Below are 22,933 nucleotides of genomic sequence, written 5' to 3' on the forward strand. Positions count from 1 at the left end.
GTGGAGCGGACTCAGTACTCCACGACGGGGGTCAGGGTCACGTTGCCGCCATTGACGGACAGCCGGCCGGTGAAGCCGAACTCCTGCTCGATTTCCCGCTCGACGGCGGCGCCGGTGAACAAATCGATCTCCACGACGTTCAGCTTGGCGACGCCGGTCAGCGGGCTCAAGACCCAACTGCCCTTGAACGGCTCTATCTTGACGTCCGGATATTTCACGATCGACCAGTTGATGGTGCTGTCCTGGACGCGGTCCATCGCTGCGCTGAACGGGCAGCCGGAGGGCTGCAGCACGCGCTGCTCCGCGCACGAGTCAAGGAAGGCGTTGACCTGGGCGCCCAGGTCCGCAACGAGCTTGGGCGTGGCTGCCGTCGCCAGCGAGAGCCGGGCGTCCTGTGCGTTTTGCGGGCCGGTCAGCACGGATTCGACGACCGGGGCGGCGAAGTAGTCGCTGGCGTAGTGGGCCTCGAAGGTTCCGGGATAGAACACCGCAAAGGAATTCTTGCCATCCGGCAGGGCCACCCGGGTGCCGTTGAGGGAGGCTTCGTTCTCGTTGACCACGTCCACGCTGATGGTGGGAAGGGTGCTGGGCACGAAGGACCACTGGTTGAAAAAGAGCCACGTCGTGCCGGTCTTTTCCAAGGTGAACGTCGAGGTGTGCGCGTCACCGCCAACCGTGTAATGGACGGGCAGGTCCACCTTGTCCTCGCCCGCCGGCACCGGGTCCCCGATTTCCAGGTCTTCGAGATCCTCTACCGAGGCCTTGAGCGCGGCGCCGTCGAGCATGGCGGCGTTGGCGTCCGGCACGGTCGCGTGGAGCAAACCCAGCGCCGCACCGCCGTCGCCGTCTTCCAGCGCCTTGAAGTACGCCTTCACCTGGTGCTGCGGGCTGAACACGAACGCATTGACCAGCATGATCGTCAAGGCAGCAGCGGCCACGGCAAGCATCAGGCACAGCAGCCACGTGGCTACGGTCCTGAGCACTGTCGAATTTCCCACCCGCCCTACGTTACCTGCTGGCGGGGCGCGTTACCTGTTGGCGGCGCGGTTCCAAGGTATCAGCGTGGGCTGTGTAACACGCCGGAAAATGTGCCGCTCTGCCATAATCGGCTCATGGAAACGGCAGCGGAGGACCTCACGCATCTGCGGCGCTGCGTCGAACTGGCCCGCGAAGCATTGGACGACGGCGATGAGCCGTTCGGCTCGGTGTTGGTCGATGCCGGCGGCGACGTGCTGTTCGAAGACCGCAACCGGGTCAAGGACGGGGACCATACCCGGCATCCGGAGTTCGAGATTGCCCGTTGGGCCGCCAGGAACCTTCCACCCGAGGAGCGCCGTGCGGCGACCGTCTACACCTCGGGCGAGCACTGTCCGATGTGTTCGGCAGCGCACGCCTGGGTTGGTCTGGGACGGATTATCTACGCTGTGTCATCGGATCAGTTGGGCCGGTGGCTGGCGGAGTGGGGCATAGCGCCGGCGCCCGTCGCCGCGTTGCCGATTCAGGTGGTCGCGCCGGGAATCCCGGTCGGCGGGCCATCCGACGAGCTGGCGGACGAGGTCCGCGAGCTGCACCGGCAGTTCCACCGGCTCTAAGCTCAGGGACTACTGCTGAACCGCGAACGGCGGGCGCATCAGCCCGTCGTCCACTGACTCCGCCGGATCGGAGCCCAGCTCAACGATCCTGTTGCCGGCGTCCACGTGCACCACGGACGGCACGAAGGACCTGGCCTCGTCATCGGTCATGTCGGCGTAGGTGATCAGGATGACGAGATCGCCTTCGTGCATCAGGTGGGCGGCCGCACCGTTGATGCCAAGCACGCCTGAGCCGCGTTCGCCGGCGATGGCGTACGTCTCCAGCCGGGCGCCGTTCGTGACGTCCACAATGGAAACCAGCTCGCCGGGGAGGATGTCGGCGGCGTCCAGCAGGTCGAGGTCCACGGTCACGGACCCGACATAATGCAGATCCGCATGCGTGACCGTCGCGCGGTGGATTTTGGACTTGAACATTTTGCGCATCATCGCCTACCAGTTTAGTCTCCACCCCGGCCGCCCATGAAAGGGTTCCCGATCTGGCCCGGCGGCGGCGGCAGGTCTAGGGTGGAGCCACAGGGGGCAACAACCTGCTGAGCGAGAGCGATCGAAGCAGGAGGCATGCGATGAGTTCGGAAATCGGCAGCAGCAGGCGCGACGACGGCGGCGTGCGGCCGGGAGACGATGTTCCGGCAACTGCCCGGGAACCGCGGGACGTTGGAACGGAGCCCGCGCAGGCGGAACCTCTGCCGACCGAGGCGATGCCCGTGGCAAACCAGGACCGCACGCGCAGCGACCAGCCGGAAACGGCGGTTTTCGGCAGCCAGGCCACGGCGGACGACATGGACCCGGATGCCGTCGGCGGCAGCCCGGATGATGGGATCTACGCCGAGCGGAGCTATCGGGACACCAGCGCCTACCGCCCCGAGGCAACCCTCGACGAGGAATTGCTGTACCAGCGGCAGCACAATGCCTACGGCGGGCTGAGGCTGGGGTCTGCGTTTTTCGGCTGGCTGACCGCCACGGCCATGATCGTGTTGCTCACGGCTGCCGCCGCCGGTGTTGCCGCGGCTATCGGCGTCGCCAGCAATACCGAAGTGCGCGGCTGGCTGGACAGCATCGCCGGCGGCGACGGGCAGGCAGCCGGGATTGCCGGGGCGGCGGTGGGGGCCATCATCCTGATCGCCTATTTCGGCGGGGGCTACGTGGCCGGACGGATGGCGCGGTTCGACGGCGTCCGGCAGGGCTTCGCGGTCTGGCTTTGGGGCCTGGTCATGGCGGTCATCGCGGGTGTGATCGGGCTGTCGGTCGGTGGACTTGGCATGCTGACGGGACCGGCGCCGGTGATCGACCGCCCCGTCGGGCAGCTGGCGATGCCGGGCCTGATTGCGCTGGCTGTGGTGCTGCTAGCGAGCCTCGCCGGGTCGCTCCTCGGCGGTGCCGCGGGTATGCACTACCACCGGGCCATCGACCGTGCGGGCTTCGTGCCGGACGACGACGAGTAGGGCGGCCGCTTCCTGCAGGCAAAGGCAAAGAAAGGCACCCCGGTCCGAGGGCCGGGGTGCGCAGTGCGAGTGGAGCGGGCGACGGGAATCGAACCCGCGTATCGAGCTTGGGAAGCTAGCGCTCTACCATTGAGCTACGCCCGCACAGGATCCGCCGTGGAAGCCGGATCCGTCAACAACGAAACCGAGTTTACCCCAGTTCGGCGGCTGTCCGGAATTCAGGCCGGCTGGCCGGCCGTGGAGGCTTCACGTTCGCGGGCTTCGGCGATTTCCTCTGCCCGGGCACGGTTGGCTTCCTCCGTCAGCGCCGCGCCGGCCGAGGCGTCACGGGTCAGGTTTTCACCGGTCTCGGGGTCGAACAGATGCATCTTCCGCGTGTCCAGCCACAGTTCGGCGGAGCGTCCGCCGCGAATCCGGCTGGCGGCATCCAGTGTGACCACGATCTGGGGCCGCAGCTCCTCGGCGTCCATGTCGCTGGCCAGCGAATTCAGCAGCTCCCGCACGGCGGGATCCGGGTCGAAGTTGATGTAGCCATACTGCTCGTTCCCCAGCCACTCCGTGTGGGTCAGTTCGGCCGTGAACGTGGATCCCCGGTCCTTCTTGTGTTCTTCCACCAGCGAGGCGTCCTCGAAGAACTCGGGCCGCAGACCCGCGAGCACGACCTTCCTGCCTTCGGCCGCCCTGGCCCTGTCACCGGCTACGGGGATGTCGCCGATCGGCGTCTTCAGGACGCTGCCCTCCAGGGTGGCTGGCAGGAAGTTCATGGACGGCGATCCGATGAAGCCTGCCACGAAGAGGTTGACGGGCTGCTCGTAGAGTTCCCGTGGGGAAGCGATCTGCTGCAGCAAGCCCTTTTTCAGCACCGCCACCCGGTCGCCAAGGGTCATCGCCTCGGTCTGGTCGTGCGTGACGTAGACGCTGGTGACTCCCAGCCGCCGCTGCATCTGCGAGATCTCGGAACGCATCTGGCCCCGCAGCTTCGCGTCCAGGTTGGACAGGGGCTCGTCGAAGAGGAAGGCATCGGCCTGGCGCACGATAGCCCGGCCCATGGCCACGCGCTGCCGCTGGCCGCCGGACAGGTTCCCCGGCTTGCGCTCCAGGTGGTCGGTCAGTTCCAAGGTCTTCGCGGCACCGGTGACGCGCTTCCGGATGTCGTCCTCGGTGAACTTACCCTTGGCCAGGCGCAGCGGGAACGCGATGTTCTCGAACACGGTCAGGTGCGGGTAGAGGGCATAATTCTGGAAAACCATGGCCAGGTTCCGGTCCCGGGGGGCTTTCTCGTTGACGCGCTCGCCGTCGATCAACAGGTCGCCGGAGGTGATGTCCTCGAGCCCCACGATCATGCGCAGCAGGGTCGACTTGCCGCAGCCGGACGGACCCACCAGGATGATGAACTCGCCGTCGGCGATGTCGATGCTGACGTCGTTGACGGCCGCGAAACCGTCGCCGTACTCCTTGACGAGGTTCTGCAGCGTGATCGATGCCATGGGATTTCCTTTCCTGCCGCGGGCTCAGCCCTTGACGGCGCCTTGGGTCAGGCCGGAGACGATTTGGCGCTGGAACAGCAGGACCAGCAGCACGATGGGAATGGTGACGATAATGGCCGCCGCGGAAATGGCGCCGACGGGGGATTCGAACTGGGAGGCGCCGGTGAAAAACGCCAGCGCCGCGGGAACCGGCCGCGCCGCTTCGGTGGACGTCAGCGAAATGCCGTACACAAAGTCGTTCCACGCGATGAAGAAGGCGATGATCGCCGTCGTGAAGACGCCCGGTGCGGCCAGCGGCACGATGGCCTTGCGGAACGCCTGCCAGGTGGTGGCCCCGTCAACCTGTGCGGCCTGTTCCAGCTCCCACGGGATCTGGCGGAAGAACGCGGCCAGGGTCCAGATGGAGATGGGCAGGGTCAGGGAGAGGTAGGGGATGATCAGCCCGGGCCAGGTGTCATAGAGGCCGATGGTCCGCCAGACATTGAACAGCGGGGTGACGATGGAGATGACCGGGAAGATGGACACCGCCAGCGCGGTGGTCAGGATGACCTTCTTGCCCGGAAAATCCAGCCGCGCGATCGCGTAGGCGCACAGCGTGGCCAGCACGACGGCGATGAAGGTCGCGATCAGCGCGATGCCGATCGAGTTCCACAGGGAGCTGAGGAACAGCCCCTGTGCCGAGCCGACCAGGATCTGCTCGTAATTGGCGCCCGTCCACGTGCCGGGGAGGAACTTGCCGGACGTCAGGTCACTGGGCAGCTTGAACGATGTGGCCAGGATGGAGGCCACCGGGAACAGGGCATACAGCACCACCAGCACGGAGATGATGGTCCACGTAACCCGCTCCTTGGTCCGCAAAGCCCGCATCACTTGCCTCCTCTCTGGCCGGCAAGGTCGACCTTGAACAGCTTGACGGCAATGAAACAGATCAGCAGTACGCACACGAAGAGCAGCACGGAAACGGCCGAGCCAAGCCCGATCTCCAGCCGCCCGATGGACGTGCGGTAGGCCAGCAGCGAGAGCACCTCGGTGTTGAACGCACCGTTGGTCATGATGAACACGTTGTCGAAGATACGGAACGCGTCAAGCGCCCGGAAGAGCACGGCCACCATGATCGCGGCCTTCATGTTCGGCAGGACCACCCGGCGCATCCGTTGCCACCAGGTAGCGCCGTCAACCTCCGCCGCCTCGGTTAATTCGTCGGGGACCTGGGCCAGGCCGGCCAGCAGCAGCAGCGAGATGAACGGGGTGGTCTTCCAGATTTCGCTGGCCATTATCACGGACAGCGAGGTCCAGGTGCTGGCGAACCAGTTAAGGTCCTCATCGATCCCGGGCACCCAGTTAAACCAGGCATTCACGAACCCGGAGTTGATGTCGAACATGTAGAACCAGGCAAACGCGGAGACTACCGTGATGATGCCGTACGGGACCAGGATCGCGGTCCGCAGCCAGCCGCGCACGGCCTTGAGCGCCTTGTGCATGACCAACGCCAGCGCGAAGCCCAGGACAAGTTCGACGACGACGGTCACCACCGTGATCAGCAGCGTCACGCCCAGGTCCCGCCACCACACGATATCGGTGAGGATCACCGCGTAGTTGCCCAGCCCGAGGAACTCGCGTTCGTCGGGCGCGGTGAGCCGGTAGCTGAAGAGCGAGTCGAACAGCGCCTGCAGGATCGGGTAGGCCGTCACGGCCAGCATGAGGAAGAACGCCGGGCCGGCCAGCAGCCAGCCGAGCCGCCGCTCCGCTTTGGCCCGGTCGCTGTACTGCTGGACCGCCCGGCGGCGGCCGGCGCGTCCCGTCCGGCCGTTGGGCAGGGTTGGAATTTCGGTCGAGGTGCTCACAGCAGGTTCTCCCCCCGTAAGACGGAGACGATGAAGTCCGAAGTCTCCTGCGGCGTGGTGGCCGGATCCACTTGGGACGGCGGGGCGAAGTTCTGCTGCAGGCTGGTGGAAACTTCGTTGTAGAACACGGTTTGCGGCCGCGGTGCGGACATCTCCAGCGACTCCCGGATGGCGTCGGCCATCGGGAAGGCTTCCTCGATCCGGGGATCCTCGTAGGCCTCGGTGTTCGAGGGCGGATTGCCGTTGGTGATGAAGTACTCGGCTTGGTTCTCCGGGGCGACGATGCATTCAATGGCCGCATAGGCCAAATCCGGGTGTTCGCTGGCCGCCCCGACGCCCAGGTTGATGCCGCCGAGGGGCGGAGCGGTGGGGTCGGTTTCGTTCATCTGCGGGTAGAGCGTCCAGCCGATGTCCTCGATCAGCGAGGCATCCACCGTGCCGTCTTCAGCGGCGGTGTTCGTCGCCGGCCAGACGAACGGCCAGTTGACCATGAACGAGCCCTCGTCGCCCTGGAACAGGATCATGGAATTGTTTTCGTCCTGGGTCGGCAGGCCAGGGCCGCCCAGTCCCTCCCTGCCGATGGTGGAAATGACCTCTGCCGCCTCCGTACCGGCCTCGCTGGCCAGGCCCAGTTGAATCTGGTCCGCGTTCGCCTCGGGGTTCTCCAGGATTTGGCCGCCGGCCGATTCGACCAACGCGTTCAGCCAGACGGTCATGGACTCTCCGCGCTGGCCCTGGACGCCCAAAAACTTCTCCTGCTCGGCCGCGGCATCCATCAGCTGCTGCCAGGTGACCGGCTGCGTCATGTCCAGGCCCGCTGCCTCGGCCACGGACTTCCGGTACCACAGCAGTTGCGTGTTGGCCCAGAACGGGACGGCGACCAACCGGTCTTTCCACGTTGCCCCTGCGAGCGCGCCCTCCACGACATTCTGCGTGGTGCGCTGGGCCACCTCGTCCGGGACCGGCGCCAGGAAGCCGGGTTCGGCCAGTTCCGGGATGAACGGCGGGTCCAGGCTCATGATGTCCAGCGACGCATCGCCGGCCGCCAGGCGCCGGGCCAGCTGCTCGCGCTGCGACGCGGCTTCATTGGGCAGCAGCGACGTTTCGATCCGGTACTCGCCGCCCGCCTGCTCGGTGCACAGCTGCGCGATGGCGGCCTGCCCGCCGTCGTCGGGATTGATATACCAGGTCAGCGTGGGGGGCCCCTCCCCGGAGCCGCAGCCAGCCAACAGCGTGGCGCCCAGTGCCAGCGTCACTGCTGCCCCCAGGCGGGCTGTTGCGCGCCGGCGGCGCCGCCGGATTCCGTCTCTGGGCATCGGCATGAGCCTCCCATTCTGGTAGACGCACTGGCCGCCCGGCTTCCGTTGCGCTTTGTGCCACGCAGCCTTGTGCAATAGAGCGTATGCGCATGCAGGCGAATGCGCCATGGTTCCGGACGCCAAGCGTCCTGCCGGCCCGGGGGGAATACCGCGCGGCGGGCGGCACGTTGTGCCCGTACGCCAGGCAATTGCCCGGCGATGATTTTGGGAAGGCGAGCATGACCAATCCACGTGATGAGACGCGCAGGCGGGAAAGCTGGCTCCGGTTCAGGGACAACCGCAACCAGGCGCTGGCGGCGGAGCACGGCTGGCTCACGCTCACTTCGCTGCAGTGGCTGCCGGCCGAACCGGCGCGGCTGGAGCAGGTCACCGGCCTGTGGAGCGCCAACGGTCCGGCATCCGGCGGCGGCCACGCCTCGTTGACGGCGACCGCCGACGATGGCTTGTACCGGGCAGAAAGCGGGGAGCCGGCAATAGGCACCTTGACGGCAACCCTGGGAAATGAGGAATCGCTGCTCTGGGTGCGCCGCGGCAGCATCGCCGTCGAATTGGCCGTCCGGGGCGACCGGTACGCGGTCCGGACCCGGGACAATGACTCGCCCAACCGGCAGGATTTCGACGGCGTCCCGGTTTTCGAGTACAACCCGGACCTGGTGGTATCCGGCCGGTTCGAAGCGTATCCGGAGCCCGTCACCCTGCAGATTGCCACGTCAAACCCGGACGTGGGCGGGATCGCCACCGCGGTCGGGACCGTCAGCTTCGAATTGGGCGGCACCGTCCACACCTTGGTGGCGGAACCGGAGAAACTGGGCGCCTTGTCGTTGAACTTCCACGACGAAACCAACGGAGACAGCACCGCCGGCTGGCGCTCCGTGGTTACCCGCCGTCCCGGCCCCGACGGCACGGTACTGATCGACTTCAACCGGGCCACCAACTTTCCCAGCGCCTTCACCGACTTCGGCATCTGCCCGATGCCGGTGGAAGGCAACATCATCGCGGCACCGGTGGAAGCCGGGGAGCGCCGCGTGAGCTGACTTTCGCTGGGAACGGTGGCGCCGACGGCAGGTCTACGGCATCATCATCGGATGGAACCAACGGCGGAAGATTTCCGCACCATCACCGATGACCTGACCAGCCGCTTGGCGGAGCTCCCCGACGATGCCTGGGACAAGCCCGCGCTGGAGCTGGAGTGGAGCTGCCGCGAGACGGCGGCCCACGTCATGGACGACTTCGCGTTCTACGCCCTGCAGCTCTCAGGCCGGAAACCGCCGCAGGACGGCTACGTGGTGCTGCTGGACCCGCCGCCGTGGCGCCCGGGCGGGCCGCCCATCCTGTTCTGGCCCGACCCTGCCACGGGAACGGCCGGCATCGCCAGTTGTTTCGATGCCGCCGCTGGATTGCTGTACGCGGTGACGGCCGCTGCCCCCGACACCCACCGCGGCTACCATCCGGCCGGGACCTCGGACGCCTCCGGTTTCGCGGCGATGGGCATCGCCGAGGCCGTGCTGCATGGATTCGACATCCTGGCCGTCCACGGGGTCGGATACCGGCCCGACGAAGCTGTCATAGGGCGGGTCCTGAACCGCATCTTCCCGGCGGCGCAGCGCACGGACGATCCCTGGCAGGATCTGCTCGGCGCCAGCGGCAGGACGCCCGAAACCCGCGGCCGGAAGTGGCGGTGGGACTCCTCGGTCCGTGGCTGAGGGCGCCCAGCGCGGCGGCCGGGGCATTCGCGGCGTCGGGGCCGTAGGCTGGTAGCAGGCCTGCAACGAGGCAGGAGAACCGACGGAAGCCGCCATGACCGTAGACAAGAACACCCGACGCCTCGAGGAAGACATCGAGACCGATTTCTCGGACAAGATGAGTTACGGCTCCTATCTGTCCTTGGACCAGTTGCTCTCTGCCCAGCACCCGGTCAGCAGTCCGGAGCACCACGACGAGATGCTGTTCATCATTCAGCACCAGACGTCCGAGCTGTGGTTGAAGCTGGTGCTGCACGAGCTGCGCACCGTGCGGCAGAAGCTGCGCGACGACGACCTGCGGTTCGCCATGAAAGGCATCGCCCGGATCAAGCACATCCAGCGCTCGCTGACCGAGCAATGGTCGGTGCTGGCCACGCTGACGCCGTCCGAATACGCCGAATTCCGCGGCGATTTGGGCGCGGCGTCGGGCTTCCAGTCCTACCAGTACCGGGCCGTGGAGTTCCTGCTGGGCAACAAGAACAAGGGCATGCTGGCCGTCTTTGCGGACGATCCCGCCGCTCAGGCCATGCTCGGCGAGCTGCTGGAACAAAGCAGCGTGTACGACGAATTCCTGGCCTACCTGCACCGGCACGGCTACCCGGTTCCGGCGGAACTGCTGGACCGCGACGTGACCGAGGCGCACGAGTTCAACCGGGAACTGGTGGGGACGTTCAAGGCCGTCTACGAGAACGCCCGCGCGAACTGGGACGTCTATGAGGCCTGCGAAGAACTGGTGGACCTGGAGGACAACTTCCAGCTCTGGCGTTTCCGGCACCTGAAGACGGTGGAGCGGACCATCGGGATGAAGCATGGCACCGGCGGATCCTCCGGCGCCGGCTTCCTTCGCCGGGCGCTGGAGCTCACCTTCTTCCCCGAGCTGTACGCGGTGCGCACGGAAATCGGCAAGGCCTGACCGGCGGCTTCGAAGCTGCCGGCGGAGGCCGTTCGTTTCCCCCGCCGACAGCGGCCCGGCGGCCGCCAACGAGGTGCTGCGGCCCGCCTGGTTCAATGGTCGCACCCCGGCATCGATCGGGACAGGGGCCAGGCGCAAGAGCCCGGGGGGCGGCCGCGTCATGCGTCAGGGGAGAGGGTCGGTCCCGTGTATTTTTGAAGGGTGCTGATCTCCGACCGCGATATTCGTGCCGAACTGGACTCCCAACGCATCGTCCTGGATCCGTTCCAACCGGACATGATCCAGCCCTCAAGCGTCGACGTGCGGCTTGACCGGTTCTTCCGGCTGTTCGACAACCACAAGTACGCCCACATCGACCCGGAGCTGGAGCAGCCGGAGCTGACCCGGCTGGTGGAGGTGGACCCCGAGGAACCGTTCGTCCTGCATCCCGGCGAATTCGTGCTCGGCTCCACCTACGAGACGGTGACGCTGCCCGATGACATAGCGGCCCGGCTGGAGGGCAAGTCCTCGCTGGGCCGGCTGGGCCTGCTGACCCACTCGACGGCAGGGTTTATCGATCCCGGTTTCTCCGGGCACGTGACGCTGGAGCTCTCCAACATGGCGACGCTGCCGATCATGCTCTGGCCGGGATCCAAGATCGGCCAGCTGTGCTTCTTCCGGTTGTCCTCGCCGGCACAGCATCCGTACGGTTCCGGCGAATACGGCAACCGTTACCAGGGCCAGCGCGGCCCCACGGCTTCGCGCAGCTTCCAGAACTTCCACCGCACGGTCATCGAACGCTGATCCGGGCCGGGCCGGGCCGGGCGGCTCAGGCGCTGGGGGTGCTGGCGCGCTGGATCCGGGCCGGCGTCTTGACCGGCAGCAGTGCCAGCAGGCCGGCCAGCAGCACCACCAAAATGCCCAGGATGCCGTGACGCTGTTCGCCGAAGACGGTGATGGACAGGGCAAACAGGGACGGGGCCAGGAAGCTGACGGCGCGCCCGGTGGTGGCGTAGAGGCCGAAGAACTCGCCCTCCTCGCCGCGCGGTGCCAGCCGGGCCAAGTAGGCGCGCGACGACGATTGGGCCGGCCCAACGAACAGGCACAGCAGCAGGCCGAAGACCCAGAACGTGGTATCACCGGACCACGCGTTGCCCAAGAACACGTGGTTCCCCGGGCCCAACGCGAAAATGGCGACGGCGGCGACGATTAGCCCGATCAACGAACCCACAATGACGTTCTTCGGGCCGATGCGGTCGTCCAGCACTCCGCCCGCCACGGCACCGAACGCGGCGACAACGTTTCCGGCGATGGCGAAGACAATCACCTGGCTGAGCGAGAAACCGAAGGTGCCCGCGGCGATCACCCCGCCAAAGGTAAATACCGCCGCGAGCCCGTCGCGGAAAATGGCGCTGGCGATCAGGAAGAAAATCGTGTGCGGGCTGGAAGTGTAGATTGCCTTGATGCGGCGGAAGAGCAGCCCGTAGGACGCAAAGAAACTGAGGGACGCGGCCGCAGGCTGGCGCGGGATCTCCGGGACGGCGAAAAGTACCGGCAGCGCGAAGGCCATGAACCACACGGCGCAGAACACCGCCACCAGGCGGATGTTCAGTCCGTTCTCCGCAGTCGCCCCGAACCATCCGGTTTCCGGCAGGACAAACCCGATCAGCACCAGGGCAAGGGCCACGACTCCGCCGACGTAACCCATGGCCCAGCCGAAGCCGCTGACCTTGCCAATGGTCGACGGCGTGGAGATCTGGGTGAGCATCGCGTAGTAGTTCACATTCGCGAACTCGAAAAAAATGTTGGCCAGCGCGATCAGTCCCACGCCCAGGAAGAGGAAGCCGGGGGAGGGGAAGACGAAGAAGCACAGGCCGGTCAATACTGCGACAGCCACGCTGTTAAGCCCGAGCCAAAGCCTGCGGCGGCCCCCGGTGTCGGAACGCTGCCCGGTGACCGGGGCCAGCAGTGCGATGGCCAGCCCGGCGATGGCCAGTCCGTAACCGAGGATTTCGGACGCGAAGGCTTCGCCGCCGAACGCATCGCTGGTCAGGTAAACGGTGAACACAAACGTTGTCATGACCGCGTTGAAGGCCGCCGAGCCCCAGTCCCAGGAGGCCCAGGCCAGGACGTGCTTTTTATTCAACCGCTCCGCGGCGACGCCGCCCGCATCTTGGGTTGCCGGAATGCCGGCCGAGTCAGTCATACCGCGATGCTATCCGTTTCGCCTGCTGCGAACTTTGAACAGCGCCGGGAGACCGCGTGAATCTTTGGCGAACAGGCAGATCGCCCGCTTGCGGGGGGCTTCCCGACGGCTGTTTGTGACTCTCCACGGGCGCCGCACCGTTTATGCCATGGGTAGAATGGACCTTGGCCATGTCCGTCTAATCCTTGTAAACCTGAAGGAAGTTCCGGAGTATCCCGTGCTGATTGTGCTCACCCTGCTATTTGCGGTGGCCTTTATAGCGCCCTTAATTTTCCGGAAGCTCGGACGGTCAACGTTCTATATCCTGGCCGCGGTTCCCGCCGCCGGATTTGTCTGGCTGATCGCCACGTTCGACAACTACACCGGCGCGAACCAGAAGGCGCTCGACGGCGCTCCCAACGCTCCGCCGTCGGAGGTCTTCGCCTGGGTCCCGGGCCTGCAGCTGGAACTGGCCTTTCGGATGGACACCCTCGCGGCGGTGCTGTGCATCCTGATCCTGGGTGTCGGCGCCCTGGTGCTGTTCTACTGCGCCCGCTACTTTAAGGCCGACGATCCGGACATCGGTCCTTTCGGCGCGCAGTTGCTGGCCTTTAGCGGCGCCATGTTCGGCCTGGTCACCGCCGACGACCTGATCCTGCTCTACATTTTTTGGGAACTTACCACCGTCCTGTCCTACCTGCTGATCGGGTACGCCAGGCACCGCCTGTCCGCGCGCCGGTCCGCGCTGCAGGCCCTGATGGTCACCACCTTCGGCGGATTGACCATGCTGGTTGGCCTGCTGATGATCGGTCAAACGGCCGGCACCTACCGGATCTCCGAGATCCTCGCAGCAGCCGGAACGCTGATGGCCCACGGGCAGATCATCGACATAGCCATCCTGCTGGTACTCATCGGGGCCATCAGCAAGTCCGCGCTGGTGCCCTTCCACTTCTGGCTCCCGGCGGCCATGGCGGCCCCGACGCCGGTCAGCGCCTACCTGCATGCCGCCGCCATGGTGAAGGCCGGCATCTACCTGGTAGCGCGGCTGTCGCCCGGATTCTCCAGTACCGACTACTGGCACGGCGTCGTGCTGGGGCTCGGGCTGCTGACCATGCTGGTGGGCGGCTGGCAGGCCATGCGCCAGAACGACCTGAAGTTGATCCTGGCCTACGGCACGGTCAGCCAACTGGGGTTCCTGACCCTGGTGGTCGGGCTCGGCTCGCAGGAAGCCGCGCTGGCCGGTATGGGCCTGCTGCTGGCCCACGGTTTCTTCAAGGCGACCCTGTTTCTGGTGGTGGGCATCATCGACCATCAGGCCGGAACGCGTGACATCCGCGAACTGTCGCACCTGTATCGCAAGGCCCCGAAACTGTTCGCGGTCGCCCTGATCGGTGCCGCGTCCATGGCCGGCCTGCCGCCGTTGCTGGGTTTCGTCGCCAAGGAGTCGGTCTACGAAGCCTTCGTCCACCGGGCCGGCGTCTCCGGCTGGGTGGGGGGCCTGCTCCTGGCCGGCGTCGTGGCCGGTTCCATCCTGACCTTCGCCTACAGCGCCCGCTTTGTCTGGGGCGGCTTCGCGGCCAAACCCGGCCGCGAGGCCATCGAATTCAAGGCCGTTCCGTGGGCCTTCCTGGCGGCACCCGCCGTGCTGGCCGTGGCCACCGTGTTGTTCGGTCTCTGGCCGGCTCCGGTCGAAGCCGCCGTCGCGCCCTATGCCGGCCTCTTCACGCTGGACACCGCGGCCACCCATCTGGCGCTGTGGCACGGATTCACGCCGGCTCTCGGCCTGACCGTCGTCACCATCGCCGCCGGCGTCGCCCTGTTCCTGCTGCGCACCCCGATTGCCGCCTTCCAGGCCAGGATCCGCTTCATCCCGGACGCCGACCGGATCTACCGCGGCGTGATCGGCGTCCTGGACGAGGTGGCCATCTGGGTCACCGGACGGACCCAGCGAGGCTCGCTGGTCTTCTACCTGTGCGTGATCCTGATCGTGGCGATCGTGACTCCACTGAGCGCCATCGTGCTGATGGATGCCCCGCTGCCGGAGAGCGTGGTGTGGTTCGACACCCCGGCGCAGGCCATCGCGGGGCTGATCGTGGCGGCAGGCGCGTTGGGGGCCATCCGCGCGAACAAGCGCTTCATGGCGGTGCTGATGGTCTCGGTAGCCGGCTACGGGTTGGCCTTCATCTTCGCCATGCACGGGGCGCCGGACATTGCACTGACCCAACTGCTGGTGGAAACGATCTCCCTGGTGGCCATCGTGCTGGCACTTCGTTCGCTGCCGGCCCGGCTGTGGCTGCGCACGCCCGGACGGTTTAAACTGTTGCGCGCCGTCATCGGAGCCGCTTTCGGCCTCACGATGATCGTGATCGCGATGACGGCGATGGCGGCACGCACGGCAGCTCCGGTGTCCCTGGCCATGCCGCAGCTGGCCTATGAGGGCGGCGGCGGCGAGAACATCGTCAACGTCATCCTGGTGGACATACGGGCCTGGGACACGTTCGGCGAGATCGCGGTGCTGGCACTGGCAGCTACCGGCGTAGCCAGCCTGATCTTCATCCGGAGCCGCGGGGAGAAGCGTCCGGAGCCCGTGGACGCCGTGGCCAGCGGATCGGTGGGACGAGGTTACGAGACGGTGGCCCATTCGGACCGCGAGGCGGCGGCCTTGGCGACTGCCCGCAAGTTCGCCGTCGTCCCGCGCGACGCCTGGCTGGTGGCCGGCCGGACCCTGGCCCCGGAACGCCGCTCCATCATCTTCGAGGTGATCACCCGCCTGCTCTTCCACTCGGTGATGATCTTCTCCGTCTACCTGCTGTTGACCGGCCACAACCTTCCCGGCGGCGGATTCGCGGGCGGCCTGCTGGCCGGCATCGCGCTGACCGTCCGCTACTTGGCCGGCGGACGGATCGAGCTGGCCGAAGCCACGCCCATCAGTGCAGGCCTGCTGCTCGGCCTGGGGCTTGGCGCCGCGGCACTGACCGCCGTCGTCCCGATCTTCCTGGGCGGCCAGGTCTTCCAGAGCGCGATCCTTGAGTTCAGCCTCCCGGTCTTCGGCGAACACAAGTTCGTCACGTCGACGATCTTCGACATCGGGGTCTACCTGGTGGTGGTGGGCCTGGTGCTCGACGTGCTGCGCAGCTTCGGCGCCGAGATCGACGAACGCACCGAGGAACGCACGCATGGCCGCCGCAAGAGTGCCGAACTGCAAGTACCCGAAGCGATCGAGGAGGAGGTGTCCCGGTGACTGTTAACCTGACGCTGCTCCTGGTGATGGGCGTACTGTTCGCCGTGGGTGTTTACCTGATCCTCGAGCGCAGCCTGACCCGGGTGATGCTCGGCCTGATGCTCATCACCAACGGCGCCAACCTGCTGCTGCTCAGCACCGGCGGGCCCGCGGGCCTGGCGCCCATTTTCGGCAGCGACATCCCCGCGGACGCCTACAGCGATCCGTTGCCGCAGGCGTTGATCCTTACCTCCATCGTGATTTCCTTCGCCGTCACCGCTTTCATGCTGGCCATCATCTACCGCTCCTGGGTGCTGGGACGGCAGGACGAGGTCCAAGACGATATCGAGGACCGCCGGGTGGCCAACCAGCCCACCTTCGATGCAGAGGACGACGCGGAGATCCCGGCCGAGACCACCGAGTTCGTCCCGCCGGACGAAGCCGAAGAAACGCCAGCCACCACCAGGTCCCGGATGGAGAGAAAGCAGTGAACGCCGCCACCATCGCGCCGCTGGCAGTAGTCCTGCCGCTGCTGGGTGCTGCCCTGGCGTTCGTGCTGATCCGCCACCCAAACGCGCAGCGCCGGACCGGTGCCATCACGCTCACGGTGACGCTGGCACTGGAGACCGTGATGCTGGCCTCGGCTTGGACCAACGGGGCGCAGGCAGTGAACCTCGGCGGCTGGCTTCCTCCCTTCGGCATCACCCTGGTGGTGGATGAGCTATCCGCACTGATGCTGGTGGTCTCCTCGGCCGTCAGCCTGGCGGTGCTGCTGTATGCCTCGGGCCAGGGCATGACGAACAGCGACGAGGAAGGCCCGGTCTCGATCTTCCACCCGACGTACCTGATCCTGGTGGCCGGGGTTTCCAACGCGTTCCTGACCGGCGACCTGTTCAACCTGTATGTCGGGTTCGAAATGCTGCTCACGGCCAGTTACGTGCTGATGACTCTTGGCGGCACCAGCCCGCGGATCCGTGCCGGGGTGACCTACGTCGTCGTCAGCGTCATCTCCTCGGTGCTGTTCCTGGTCTCCATCGCGATGATCTACGCGGCCACCGGGACCATTAACATGGCCGACCTGGCGATCAAGCTCGGCGAACTGGATCCGGCAACGCAGATGACGCTGCATTTGATGCTGCTGGTGGCCTTCGGCATCAAGGCGGCGGTCTTCCCGCTGTCCTTCTGGTTGCCCGACTCGTATCCGACGGCGCCGGCGCCGGTCACCGCGGTGTTTGCCGGCCTGCTCACCAAGGTCGGCGTCTATGCCATGATCCGCACCGAGACGCTGCTGTTCCCGGGCGACCGGCTCAACACGTTCCTGATGGTCGTGGCGGTCCTGACCATGGTGGTAGGCATCCTCGGGGCCGTGGCGCAGATCGACATCAAGCGCATGCTCTCGTTCACGCTGGTCAGCCACATCGGCTACATGGTCTTCGGCCTGGCCATGTCCTCGGTGGTGGGCCTGGGCGCGGCGGTCTATTACGTGGCGCACCATATTACGGTGCAGACCAGCCTGTTCCTGGTCGCCGGCCTGATCGAACGCCGCGGCGGAACTACCAACATGGACCGGCTGGGAGGCATGGCCAAGCTGTCGCCGCTGCTGGCCATCCTGTTCTTCGTGCCGGCCATGAACCTGGCCGGCATCCCGCCGTTCTCCGGTTTCCTGGGCAAGATCGGGCTCGTGCAGGGCGGCGTGGAGCTGGGCACCCCGGTCGCCTGGGTACTGGTGGCGGGCAGCATGGTTACGTCCCTGCTGACCCTGCTGGCCATGGCGCGGGTCTGGAACCGCGTGTTCTGGCGGCGCCCCGAAGATGCCGAGCACCCGGACCCGGTGCTGGTGGCCACCAAGCCTGACGGATCCGCCGTGCGGACCACCCGTCATGTGGAGGACCACCCGCACGGGCGTTTCACTGGACGGGGCATCGTTCAACTGCTGCCGCTGCCCATGGTCTGGCCGACGGTCGGGCTGGTGGCGATGGGCCTTGCCCTGACGCTGTTCGCCGGGCCCCTGTTCGAGCTCAGCGACCAGGCGGCGCGGGAGATGCTGCAGCGCACCCCCTACATCGAGGCCGTCCTGGGTGAGGGCGCCCTGCAGGAGGGGGGCCAATGAGGAAACCGCGCATCTCCATCTGGGTCGAGCTGCCGCTGCTGGCTTGGCTGGTCATCCTCTGGGGCTCCCTGTGGCAGGATTTCAGTCCCGGCAACCTGATTTTCGGCCTGCTGATCGCGCTGGTCATCGTGAACCTGTTCTACCTGCCGCCGGTCGAACTCAGCGGACGCTTCAATCCGCTGGCGGCGCTGGTGTTCGCCGTCACGTTCGTGTGGCAGGTGGCGGTGGCGAGCGTCGAAGTCCTGTGGCTGGCCCTGACCCGCGGCCCGACGCTGCGCAACGCGGTGGTGGCGGTCCGGCTGCGAAGCCATTCCGACCTGCTGGTGACTGCCACCGGGCATGCCATTTCGCTGATCCCCGGCAGCTTCGTGGTGGATGTGGACCGCTCGACGTCCACTCTTTACCTGCACGTGATCGACGTGGCCACCGAGGAGGCCGCCGAACGTTTCCGGGCAGACGTGCGGCGGATCGAGGCGGGACTGATCCGGATGATGGGCACGAAGGAAGAACTGGCAATGGTCAAGGCCGAAGGTACCGGCAGGGGAGGTGCAGTGTGAACGGGGAAGTCATTCCGGTTGCCCAAGTCGTCGTGAGCGCAGTGCTGGGCGTGGCCGCGGTGCTGTCGCTGATCCGCCTCGCCCGCGGCCCCTCGCTGCTGGACCGGCTGCTGGCCATTGACGTGCTGCTGGCGATTGTCTGCGCCGGACTCATCGTGGACATGGCCGCCGGCGGCCACATGAACAACCTGACGCTGGTCGTTGTCATTTGCCTTGTCGGTTTCATCGGCTCGGTCGCCGTGGCTCGTTTCGTGACGGACGGGCGGCCCCGTGAACACTGACCTGATACTCGACATCGCGACCGCCGTCTGCCTGATCGCCGGCGCGGGGATGTCCCTGGCCGCGGCCATCGGCCTGCTGCGGTTTCCGGACCTGCTATCCCGGATGCACGCCGCCACGAAGCCGCAGGTCTTCGGCCTGCTGCTGCTGCTGACGGCAATGGCCCTGCAGTTGCGCAGCTGGACGGCGGTGCCCTTGCTCCTCATAGCCTGGCTGTTCCAGTTGCTCACCGTGCCGGTTTCCGCCCACATGGTGGGCCGGGCCGGATACCGAACCAAGCACCTGCGCAAGGAAATCCTCAGCGTGGACGACCTCGACGCGGTGGTGGAGGCAGCGGCCGAGGAGGATTCCGAGGTGGCATCCGACGACGTCGCGCCTTCCAGCGCCGACGCCGGCAGCGGTGATGTTCCCGGCGGCCAGCACGCCGGCGAGCCGGGGGAGCGGCGTACCGCGGCGGCGGCCGCTGGTCCCGGGCGGAACGACCAGGACGACGCCGGGCCGGCGGACCAAAAATAACCCGCGGACAAAAGATAACCCGCGGACAAAAAATAACCCGCGAACAAAAAAATGCCGGTCCGGCGGCGGCTGCCGGCGGACCGGGACCAGAAGCGCGATGGGGGACGGGACCGCGGCCCCGTCCCCCATCGGACTCCCTCAAGGGACCGCTTAGACCATTTCCCGCGTCTTGTCGTAGCGGATGACCGCCTTGGCGGTGGCGCGTTTGGTCAGCACCTGGATCACGCGCGCCACGGTGCCGGACACCACGGCGAAGGCGACCGCCGACCGCAGGCTGTTCTCCAGGTCATCGTCGCTCTTCGGCGCATCTTTTCCGGTGACTCTCTTCCAGACGAACCCCAGCAGCTGGCTGGCTGCCAGGCCCGCGCCGATACTCACCAGTGTGCCCAAGAGCCTCAACACAACGTTCATGCCCGCTCCCTTCCGGGGCCGCGGCCCCGTCTCAACTGCTGTTCCGGTTCCCAGCCTACTGCCCGGCACCCGCCCGGGCCGTAAGCCGTCGTGCATTTTCCAAGGGTCTGAAGCCCGAATCGCCCGCCGCTGCGGGCAAGTGTAGACTGGTGCGTGCTGCTAGACAGCACCTATGACGACAGGGGAGCGTCCGACCGGCCGGTACACACCGGAGACCGGGAGGGACGCTGAGAGTGCGGATGAACCGCAGACCCTCGAACCTGCTCCGGTTAGTACCGGCGAAGGGAGTCGAGTTCTCGGGGCGCGCCGCATGGCCGCCCTCCCCTCCTGCAACCAGGAGGATCCCAGTGAGTACCGTTTCGAATGCACCCGCCACGCCTACCCCTGCCCGGAAGCCGCGCTACGGCTGGCGGGTGGTGGACATCGTCGTGGCCTCGGTGGTCGCCGTGGCCGTCGGCGTCATCTTCTGGGCCTGGTCGGCGGGCTGGCCGCTGATCGAGGGCCTGACCCTTGCCTTCCCGCCTTCGGCCGGACTGTACACCGGCGGCTGGCTGATGGCCGGCGTGCTGGGCGGGCTGATCATCCGCAAGCCCGGCGCCGCCATCTACTGCGAGATGCTGGCCGCCATTGTCTCCGCGCTGCTGGGCACGAGCTTCGGCATGACCGTCCTGGTCTCCGGCCTGATCCAGGGGCTGGGGGCCGAGATCGTCTTCCTGCTCTTCCTGTACCGCAAGTTCAACCTCGGCGTGGCGCTGCTGGCCGGCCTGGGCGCAGGCCTGGCGCTGTCCATCAGCGAGAACATCCTCTACAACATGCTGTGGGCCGCCGAGTGGCAACTGGCCTACGTGGGCTTCGCGGCCGTGTCCGGCGTCGTGATTGCCGGGCTGCTGCCGTGGCTGGCGGTCAGGGGGCTGGCGAAGACGGGCGTGCTGTCCTCCTTCGCCGCGGGACGCTCGGCCGACGTCTGAGCCGTTCCATGGGAGAGCAGAGTACGACGGCGGTGCCCGGACCTGTGCCGGTCCTCGCCGAAGGGTGGGGCTGGCGGCACGCTGGCCGCAAGGACCCGGCGGTGCGCGGGGCCAGTTTCAGCATCGCCCCGGGCGAACGGGTACTGCTGCTGGGCGCCTCCGGGGCCGGCAAGTCCACGCTGCTGCACGCCCTGGCGGGCGTGCTCGGCGACGAGGGCGAGGGCGAGGAGACCGGCCGGCTCACCGTGGCGGGTGTGCGTCCCTCCGAGGCCCGCGGCCGGGCCGGCCTCGTGCTGCAGGATCCGGAGAGCCAGCTGGTGCTGGCCCGGGTTGGCGACGAGGTGGCCTTCGGCGCGGAGAACCTGTCGCTGCCGCGCGCGCAGATCTGGGACAGGGTCCGCGAATCCCTGGCCGATGTCGGCCTGGCGGTACCGCTGGATCACCCTACCTCGGCGCTGTCCGGGGGTCAGAAGCAGCGGCTGGCGCTGGCCTCCGTCCTGGCCATGCGGCCGGGGCTGCTGCTGCTGGACGAGCCGACCGCGAACCTGGACCCGGACGGCGTGCAGGAAGTACGCGACGCCGTGGCCCGGGTGCTGGACCGCACCGGCGCCACCCTGGTGGTGGTCGAGCACCGGGTGGCTGTCTGGGCGGACGTGGTGGACCGCGTGATCGTGCTCGCGGCCGGCGGCGGCGTGCTGGCCGACGGGCCGCCGGGCACGGTGCTCGCCGAGAGCGCCACCCGCGCCCGGTTGATCGAGGCCGGCGTCTGGGTTCCCGGACACACCCCGCGGCTGGACCTGCCCGCGGCACCGGCCCCGGGCGGGCCGTTGCTGCGGGCGGCGGCGCTGGACGTGTCGCGGAACCGGAGAGCCGCACCGGTGCTGCGCGGGGTGGACCTGGACCTGTTGGCCGGGCAGGCGCTCAGCATCACCGGCGCGAACGGCGCCGGCAAATCCACGCTGGCACTCACCCTCGCCGGGCTGGTGCCTCCAGCGGGAGGGGAACTGTCGGCGACACCGGCCTTGCACCGCGGCGCCGGCCTGTCACCGGCAAAATGGAAGTCCGCGCAGCTGGTGACCCGGATCGGCAGCGTCTTCCAGGAACCGGAACACCAGTTCCTCACCGGCACGGTGCTCGACGAACTCGAGTTCGGCCCGCGCCGCGTGGCCAAGCTGCCCAAGGCGACGGTCCGGCAGCGCGTGGACACGATCGCCGAGCGGCTCCGGCTGACCCGCCTGCTGCAGGCCAACCCGTTCACCCTCTCCGGCGGCGAAAAACGCAGGCTCTCGGTAGCCACCATGCTGGCCACCAGCCCGGACATTCTGCTGCTGGACGAGCCGACCTTCGGACAGGACGCCAGCACCTGGGCCGAGCTGGTGACGCTGCTGGCCGAGCTGGTGGCCGATGGCAGGAGCGTGGTCTCGGTGACGCACGACGCCGACTTCACCGCCGCGCTCGGCGGTGCCGGCATACGGGTGGCAGACGGCGGCGTGCGCCCGGCCCAGCCGCTTCGGAGGGCAGCATGAGCATGGACCTGATGACCCCCCGGCTGGCAGCCTCCCCGTTCAGCCGCGCCAACCCGGTATCGAAGCTGGCCGCCGCCACCCTGATCACCGTGGTGGTCATGCTCAGTGTGGACTGGGTCAGCGCCTCCGTGGTGCTGGCCGCCGAACTGTTGCTGATGCCCGTGCTGGGCGTCAGCCCGTGGCTGCTGCTCAAGCGCGGCTGGCCGCTGCTGGCGGCGGCAGCCGTCGGGGCCTGGGCAACGGCTTTGCTGGCCGAGAAGACCGGGGCCGTGCTGTTCCAGTTCGGTCCGCTGATCTTCACCGAGGACTCGGTGGCCGGAGGCGTTGCCATCGGCCTGCGTTCGCTCGCCGTGGCGCTGCCGGGCATTTTCCTGCTCCTGACGACCGACCCCACGGATCTGGCGGACGCCCTGGCGCAGAAGCTGAAGCTGCCCCACCGGTTCGTGCTGGGAGCGCTGGCCGCCATGCGGTTGGTGGGGCTGCTCGTGGAGGAATGGCGGATTCTCGGTTTGGCGCGCCGCGCCCGAGGTGTCGGAGCGGAGAACCGGCCGCTGGCCAAGGCGGGGGCGTTCGTGGGCCAGGCGTTCGGCCTGATCGTGCAGGCCATCCGCCGTGCCACCCGGCTGGCCGTCGCCATGGAGGCCCGCGGCTTCGGCGCCGGACCCAGGACCTGGGCGCGGGAATCCACCTACAGCGTGGTGGATGTTTGGGTGTTGCTGGGCGGCGCCGTCATCGCCGGAGCAGCAGCGGCCGCCGCCGTGGCCGCCGGGACCTGGAACTTCATCTTCGTGTGAACCGGGCCCCGGCCGTCCCATGAAAGCCGGGGTCCGCCGTCCCGTTCGG

23 protein-coding genes, 1 tRNA gene and 1 riboswitch are annotated in these 22,933 nt (G+C 67.3%); of the genes, 15 read left to right on the plus strand and 9 right to left on the minus strand.

The features are described 5' to 3' along the window. Positions 1-11: 11 nt before the first annotated feature. On the minus strand, positions 12-998 hold the full coding sequence (locus tag AC5RVS_RS05750; protein ID WP_494107478.1) for a hypothetical protein: 987 nt from the start codon (positions 996-998) through the stop codon (positions 12-14). A gap of 114 nt (positions 999-1,112) precedes the next feature. Between AC5RVS_RS05750 and AC5RVS_RS05755 the strand changes: the two genes are divergently transcribed. Continuing rightward, entirely contained in the window at positions 1,113-1,592 is a 480-nt protein-coding gene (locus AC5RVS_RS05755) for a nucleoside deaminase (protein ID WP_493989605.1), read from the plus strand. A gap of 9 nt (positions 1,593-1,601) precedes the next feature. Here the strand turns inward: AC5RVS_RS05755 and panD are convergent, their stop codons facing one another. Further along, positions 1,602-2,018 (minus strand): aspartate 1-decarboxylase, encoded by a 417-nt coding sequence (panD, locus tag AC5RVS_RS05760; RefSeq protein WP_494107479.1) that lies wholly within the window; start codon positions 2,016-2,018, stop codon positions 1,602-1,604. A 137-nt stretch (positions 2,019-2,155) separates the two neighbouring features. On the opposite strand from panD, the gene AC5RVS_RS05765 reads away from it, so the two are divergent. Beyond that, positions 2,156-3,034: a hypothetical protein gene (locus AC5RVS_RS05765; RefSeq protein WP_494107480.1), complete on the plus strand. Its 879-nt coding sequence runs from the start codon at positions 2,156-2,158 to the stop codon at positions 3,032-3,034. A 70-nt stretch (positions 3,035-3,104) separates the two neighbouring features. Here AC5RVS_RS05765 and AC5RVS_RS05770 read toward each other — a convergent pair. The 5 genes from AC5RVS_RS05770 to AC5RVS_RS05790 form a co-directional block, all read right to left on the minus strand. Beyond that, positions 3,105-3,178 (minus strand) — tRNA-Gly (locus AC5RVS_RS05770). A 74-nt stretch (positions 3,179-3,252) separates the two neighbouring features. Continuing rightward, positions 3,253-4,521: an ABC transporter ATP-binding protein gene (locus tag AC5RVS_RS05775; RefSeq protein ID WP_493989602.1), complete on the minus strand. Its 1,269-nt coding sequence runs from the start codon at positions 4,519-4,521 to the stop codon at positions 3,253-3,255. Positions 4,522-4,545: 24 nt separating this feature from the next. Next, the gene (locus tag AC5RVS_RS05780) at positions 4,546-5,388 is read right to left on the minus strand and encodes a carbohydrate ABC transporter permease (protein ID WP_493989601.1); all 843 of its coding nucleotides are present in this window, start codon (positions 5,386-5,388) and stop codon (positions 4,546-4,548) included. Further along, entirely contained in the window at positions 5,388-6,338 is a 951-nt protein-coding gene (locus AC5RVS_RS05785; RefSeq protein ID WP_494107864.1) for a carbohydrate ABC transporter permease, read from the minus strand. Before AC5RVS_RS05785 ends, AC5RVS_RS05780 begins: the two co-directional genes overlap by 1 nt. Positions 6,339-6,361: 23 nt before the next feature. Further along, positions 6,362-7,681 (minus strand): extracellular solute-binding protein, encoded by a 1,320-nt coding sequence (locus AC5RVS_RS05790; protein ID WP_494107481.1) that lies wholly within the window; start codon positions 7,679-7,681, stop codon positions 6,362-6,364. A gap of 221 nt (positions 7,682-7,902) precedes the next feature. Here AC5RVS_RS05790 and AC5RVS_RS05795 point away from each other — a divergent pair, with 221 nt between their 5' ends. The 4 genes from AC5RVS_RS05795 to dcd all read left to right on the plus strand — a co-directional run bounded on the left by AC5RVS_RS05795 (position 7,903) and on the right by dcd (position 11,122). Next, positions 7,903-8,718: a DUF1684 domain-containing protein gene (locus AC5RVS_RS05795; RefSeq protein WP_494107482.1), complete on the plus strand. Its 816-nt coding sequence runs from the start codon at positions 7,903-7,905 to the stop codon at positions 8,716-8,718. A 51-nt stretch (positions 8,719-8,769) separates the two neighbouring features. After that, positions 8,770-9,387, plus strand: coding sequence for a DinB family protein (locus AC5RVS_RS05800; protein WP_494107483.1), 618 nt, complete (start codon positions 8,770-8,772; stop codon positions 9,385-9,387). Between the two features lie 94 nt (positions 9,388-9,481). Beyond that, positions 9,482-10,339, plus strand: coding sequence for a tryptophan 2,3-dioxygenase (gene kynA, locus AC5RVS_RS05805; RefSeq protein WP_494107484.1), 858 nt, complete (start codon positions 9,482-9,484; stop codon positions 10,337-10,339). A 201-nt stretch (positions 10,340-10,540) separates the two neighbouring features. Further along, a complete protein-coding gene (gene dcd, locus AC5RVS_RS05810; RefSeq protein WP_494107485.1) occupies positions 10,541-11,122 on the plus strand; it encodes a dCTP deaminase in 582 nt (193 codons plus the stop codon). 25 nt (positions 11,123-11,147) lie between these two features. Here dcd and AC5RVS_RS05815 read toward each other — a convergent pair whose 3' ends face one another. Continuing rightward, a complete protein-coding gene (locus tag AC5RVS_RS05815; RefSeq protein ID WP_494107486.1) occupies positions 11,148-12,524 on the minus strand; it encodes an MFS transporter in 1,377 nt (458 codons plus the stop codon). 217 nt (positions 12,525-12,741) lie between these two features. On the opposite strand from AC5RVS_RS05815, the gene AC5RVS_RS05820 reads away from it, so the two are divergent. From AC5RVS_RS05820 to mnhG, 6 genes are read left to right on the plus strand one after another with little or no spacing between them, the layout of a single operon-like run. Continuing rightward, the gene (locus AC5RVS_RS05820) at positions 12,742-15,744 is read left to right on the plus strand and encodes a Na+/H+ antiporter subunit A (protein ID WP_493989653.1); all 3,003 of its coding nucleotides are present in this window, start codon (positions 12,742-12,744) and stop codon (positions 15,742-15,744) included. Continuing rightward, positions 15,741-16,214, plus strand: a complete 474-nt coding sequence (locus AC5RVS_RS05825; protein ID WP_493989594.1) for a Na(+)/H(+) antiporter subunit C — start codon at positions 15,741-15,743, stop codon at positions 16,212-16,214. The genes AC5RVS_RS05820 and AC5RVS_RS05825 overlap by 4 nt, the downstream gene beginning before the upstream one ends. Further along, positions 16,211-17,833 carry a Na+/H+ antiporter subunit D gene (locus tag AC5RVS_RS05830; RefSeq protein WP_493989593.1) on the plus strand — a complete coding sequence of 541 codons (1,623 nt, stop codon included), beginning with the start codon at positions 16,211-16,213 and terminating at the stop codon, positions 17,831-17,833. The genes AC5RVS_RS05825 and AC5RVS_RS05830 overlap by 4 nt, the downstream gene beginning before the upstream one ends. Continuing rightward, positions 17,830-18,390: a Na+/H+ antiporter subunit E gene (locus tag AC5RVS_RS05835; protein WP_493989592.1), complete on the plus strand. Its 561-nt coding sequence runs from the start codon at positions 17,830-17,832 to the stop codon at positions 18,388-18,390. The genes AC5RVS_RS05830 and AC5RVS_RS05835 overlap by 4 nt, the downstream gene beginning before the upstream one ends. Further along, complete coding sequence (locus AC5RVS_RS05840) at positions 18,387-18,671, plus strand: MrpF/PhaF family protein (RefSeq protein WP_493989591.1); 285 nt, start codon at positions 18,387-18,389, stop codon at positions 18,669-18,671. The genes AC5RVS_RS05835 and AC5RVS_RS05840 overlap by 4 nt, the downstream gene beginning before the upstream one ends. Then, entirely contained in the window at positions 18,661-19,185 is a 525-nt protein-coding gene (gene mnhG, locus AC5RVS_RS05845) for a monovalent cation/H(+) antiporter subunit G (protein ID WP_493989590.1), read from the plus strand. Before AC5RVS_RS05840 ends, mnhG begins: the two co-directional genes overlap by 11 nt. Positions 19,186-19,335: 150 nt before the next feature. Here the strand turns inward: mnhG and AC5RVS_RS05850 are convergent, their stop codons facing one another. Beyond that, positions 19,336-19,596 (minus strand): DUF4235 domain-containing protein, encoded by a 261-nt coding sequence (locus tag AC5RVS_RS05850; protein WP_494107487.1) that lies wholly within the window; start codon positions 19,594-19,596, stop codon positions 19,336-19,338. 170 nt (positions 19,597-19,766) lie between these two features. Further along, a riboswitch (TPP riboswitch) is annotated at positions 19,767-19,900 on the plus strand. Between the two features lie 43 nt (positions 19,901-19,943). Between AC5RVS_RS05850 and AC5RVS_RS05855 the strand changes: the two genes are divergently transcribed. From AC5RVS_RS05855 to AC5RVS_RS05865, 3 genes are read left to right on the plus strand one after another with little or no spacing between them, the layout of a single operon-like run. Then, positions 19,944-20,564, plus strand: coding sequence for an ECF transporter S component (locus AC5RVS_RS05855; protein ID WP_493989588.1), 621 nt, complete (start codon positions 19,944-19,946; stop codon positions 20,562-20,564). Positions 20,565-20,572: 8 nt separating this feature from the next. Next, on the plus strand, positions 20,573-22,090 hold the full coding sequence (locus AC5RVS_RS05860) for an ABC transporter ATP-binding protein (protein WP_494107488.1): 1,518 nt from the start codon (positions 20,573-20,575) through the stop codon (positions 22,088-22,090). Further along, positions 22,087-22,884, plus strand: a complete 798-nt coding sequence (locus AC5RVS_RS05865) for an energy-coupling factor transporter transmembrane component T family protein (RefSeq protein WP_493989586.1) — start codon at positions 22,087-22,089, stop codon at positions 22,882-22,884. Before AC5RVS_RS05860 ends, AC5RVS_RS05865 begins: the two co-directional genes overlap by 4 nt. The last annotated feature ends 49 nt before the right edge of the window (positions 22,885-22,933 follow it).

It is taken from the genome of Arthrobacter sp. Y3221048 (genome assembly GCF_059092685.1).

Bases quoted from the DNA above. Each gene is read 5' to 3' on its own strand.
- kynA (WP_494107484.1), top strand. From the start codon at position 9,482: ATGACCGTAGACAAGAACACCCGACGCCTCGAGGAAGACATCGAGACC.
- AC5RVS_RS05780 (WP_493989601.1), bottom strand. From the start codon at position 5,388: ATGCGGGCTTTGCGGACCAAGGAGCGGGTTACGTGGACCATCATCTCC.
- AC5RVS_RS05860 (WP_494107488.1), top strand. From the start codon at position 20,573: ATGGGAGAGCAGAGTACGACGGCGGTGCCCGGACCTGTGCCGGTCCTC.
- AC5RVS_RS05800 (WP_494107483.1), top strand. From the start codon at position 8,770: ATGGAACCAACGGCGGAAGATTTCCGCACCATCACCGATGACCTGACC.
- AC5RVS_RS05835 (WP_493989592.1), top strand. From the start codon at position 17,830: ATGAGGAAACCGCGCATCTCCATCTGGGTCGAGCTGCCGCTGCTGGCT.
- panD (WP_494107479.1), bottom strand. From the start codon at position 2,018: ATGATGCGCAAAATGTTCAAGTCCAAAATCCACCGCGCGACGGTCACG.
- AC5RVS_RS05795 (WP_494107482.1), top strand. From the start codon at position 7,903: ATGACCAATCCACGTGATGAGACGCGCAGGCGGGAAAGCTGGCTCCGG.
- AC5RVS_RS05815 (WP_494107486.1), bottom strand. From the start codon at position 12,524: ATGACTGACTCGGCCGGCATTCCGGCAACCCAAGATGCGGGCGGCGTC.
- AC5RVS_RS05765 (WP_494107480.1), top strand. From the start codon at position 2,156: ATGAGTTCGGAAATCGGCAGCAGCAGGCGCGACGACGGCGGCGTGCGG.
- AC5RVS_RS05850 (WP_494107487.1), bottom strand. From the start codon at position 19,596: ATGAACGTTGTGTTGAGGCTCTTGGGCACACTGGTGAGTATCGGCGCG.
- AC5RVS_RS05755 (WP_493989605.1), top strand. From the start codon at position 1,113: ATGGAAACGGCAGCGGAGGACCTCACGCATCTGCGGCGCTGCGTCGAA.
- AC5RVS_RS05790 (WP_494107481.1), bottom strand. From the start codon at position 7,681: ATGCCCAGAGACGGAATCCGGCGGCGCCGCCGGCGCGCAACAGCCCGC.
- AC5RVS_RS05865 (WP_493989586.1), top strand. From the start codon at position 22,087: ATGAGCATGGACCTGATGACCCCCCGGCTGGCAGCCTCCCCGTTCAGC.
- AC5RVS_RS05775 (WP_493989602.1), bottom strand. From the start codon at position 4,521: ATGGCATCGATCACGCTGCAGAACCTCGTCAAGGAGTACGGCGACGGT.